This is a genomic window from Thiohalocapsa sp. (genome assembly GCF_019695415.1).
Classification (GTDB): Bacteria; Pseudomonadota; Gammaproteobacteria; order Chromatiales; family Chromatiaceae; genus Thiohalocapsa.
In genome coordinates this window covers 1-2538 of record NZ_JAIFKJ010000614.1, presented here as the reverse complement: position 1 = coordinate 2538, position 2538 = coordinate 1, and the positions used below count along the sequence as shown (strand labels likewise).

2 protein-coding genes are annotated in these 2538 nt (G+C 67.1%); one reads left to right on the top strand and one right to left on the bottom strand.

Going from position 1 to position 2538, the window contains the following annotated elements; translation table 11 throughout:
- Positions 1–310: 310 nt before the first annotated feature.
- Positions 311–757 carry a hypothetical protein gene (locus I6U14_RS16815; RefSeq protein ID WP_296900813.1) on the bottom strand — a complete coding sequence of 149 codons (447 nt, stop codon included), beginning with the start codon at positions 755–757 and terminating at the stop codon, positions 311–313.
- Positions 758–998: 241 nt separating this feature from the next.
- Between I6U14_RS16815 and crtD the strand changes: the two genes are divergently transcribed.
- Positions 999–2538 (top strand): 1-hydroxycarotenoid 3,4-desaturase CrtD (gene crtD, locus I6U14_RS16810; RefSeq protein WP_296900811.1); only part of this gene is annotated, 1540 nt, incomplete at its 3' end.

Genomic DNA, 2538 nt, shown 5'->3' with positions numbered 1-2538 from the left:
TTATGAGCGGGGGTGATGCGTGGGGCGGCAAGATCAGGGGAGGCTGGTTCAGCGCCGAACATGGCGGCGTGGCCGCCCTGGGCTGTTCGTCCGCAACGAGGGGCCGCTGGTTGTGCGCTCACGGCTGGGCTTAGGAATAGGTCCCTGAACGGCTCAGCGTCCAGAGCGGGCTAGGCAACGCTGACTGTGTCAGGGCTCGGTCTGTTTTTGGGGGATAAGGGAGGGCTTCGGTGTCAACGAATGGTCTGTCGATGCGGCCAGTTGACGGCTGTACCCCGGCGGCATGCGCCGGGGGCACAGGGGGCAGGCGTCACCAAGCGTTGAACCACCACTTGGCGAGGAAGACAATGGTCACGAACATCAGCATGGCCGTGGCGCCGACCTTGCCGAAGAAGAGCGCATTGCCGAACATGGCCCGCCAGACCCCGGCAATGGCCTCCGCGCCGCCGTCAATGCCCCGCGTCGACTTGTCATCCTCGCCTGAGGTGCGGGCAGCGACGCTCGCCGGCGCCGGGTTGGAAGCGGCCTCAACCCGCGGCTCCGCGGCGATGAGCGCGTAGGGCTGGGTTCGGGACACTTTGAAAAACTCGATGTCCGACTCGGCACCTGCCTTCTCGATGACGACGAACTCGGTGTCCGCCTCCAGATGCTTGTCTTCGGCGAACATCAGCGCGAAGTCCTCCATGTCCTCGGCCTCGCTGACGTACTCCCACGCCTTGATCTTCTCGGGCCAGGTTCGTCTTGCTGCATATCGCATGGCTCGCTCCTCTCTCGATGGAAACCCTTGTCGCACGGATTGACGCATCGGCAACACCCCAAGCCCCAGAAGGACCCCAAAGGACCTCAGATGGCCGGCGCCGGCTGCCGAGCGGGAAGCCCGGTTGCTTGCGCCCCGTCACTTGGGGGGGCCGACAGCTGTCGTGTAGACTGGACACGACTGGGTGTCTAGAAGGATAGACACTTCGGCGAAGAGTACAGCAAAACAGGGTCAAGACGGCATGCCCGGGCTCAATAAACGCGTGATCATCATTGGCGCCGGTATGGGTGGCCTCACCGCAGCACTGAAGCTGGCGCTTGCGGGGATGGACGTCACAGTCCTGGAGGGCGGCCAGCGCCCGGGCGGCAAGCTGCGCGAGCAGCACAAGGGCGACAAATCCTTCTACACCGGTCCCACGGTGCTGACCATGCCCTGGGTCTTTGAAGAGATCTTCGCCGAGGCCGGCGCCGACTTCCGCGAACGGGTCAAGCTGCACTGCTCGGACGTGCTGGCCCGCCACGCCTGGAGCCGCGACGAGCGCTTGGACCTGTACGGCGATCACGAGCGCAGTGCTCAGGCCATCGCCGAGTTCGCAGGCCCGGCGGAGGCCGACGGCTTCCGTCGCTTCGCTGCGCACGCCAAGCGCGTTTACGAGGCGCTGGACGGCCCCTTCATCCGTTCCTCGCAGCCCACGCCGATCACCATCTTCGGGCGCTTCGGCTGGAACGGCCTGAGCGAGCTCATGCGCATCAAGGCCGTGCTCACGCTCTGGCAGGCGCTCGGGCAATACTTCAAGGACCCGCGCCTGAAGCAGCTCTTCGGCCGCTACGCCACCTACGTCGGCGCCTCGCCCTACCGCGCACCGGCGACGCTCATGCTGGTGGCCGACGTGGAGAGCCGCGGCGTCTACGCCGTGGACGGCGGTATCCATCAGCTGCCCGAGGCCCTAGCGGCACTCGCCGAAGAGAAGGGGGCAACCATCCGCTACGGCGCCAAGGTCGCGGAGATCATGGTGGCGCAGGGCAGCGCTCGCGGCGTGCTGCTGCAAGACGGCGAGCGGCTGGACGCTGACGCCGTCATCTGCAACGCCGATGCCGCCGCCCTGGGGGCTGGCCTGTTCGGCGAGCAGGCGAGCCAGGCGGTACCGCCCATCCCGGCTGCCAAGCGCTCCCACTCAGTGGTCACCTGGAACCTGATGGCACGGCCGGAAGGCTTCCCGATGCATTACCACAACGTCTTCTTCCCACCGGACTACAAGGCCGAGTTCAAGGCCGTCTTCGATGAGCTCCACCTGCCGAAGGACCCGACGGTCTACATCTGCGCCCAGGACCGCGGTGACCCGGACGCCCCGCCGCCTACCGAGCCGGAGCGGCTGCTCCTGGTGGTGAACGCCCCGGCCCGAGGCGACACCGAGACCATCCCGGAGACCGAGATCCGCCGCTGTGAGGCGAGCGTCATGCGGCTCCTCGACCATTGCGGACTCACCCTCGCCGACAGCGAAGAAGTCGCGATCACGACACCGACCCACTTCGAGCGGGCCTATCCCGCCTCCGGCGGCGCCGTGTTCGGGCGGGTCAACCATGGCTGGTGGGGCTCCTTCGACCGCCCCGGCGCGGTCACGAAGATCCCCGGGCTCTACACCACCGGCGGCAGCGCGCATCCGGGTCCCGGCATCCCAATGGCATCCATCTCCGGTCGGCAGGCCGCGGACCGGGTTGTCACCGACCTGCGTGCAGGCTGGACACACCACCCGCCGCCACCGCCCTCACCCCCAAGCCAAA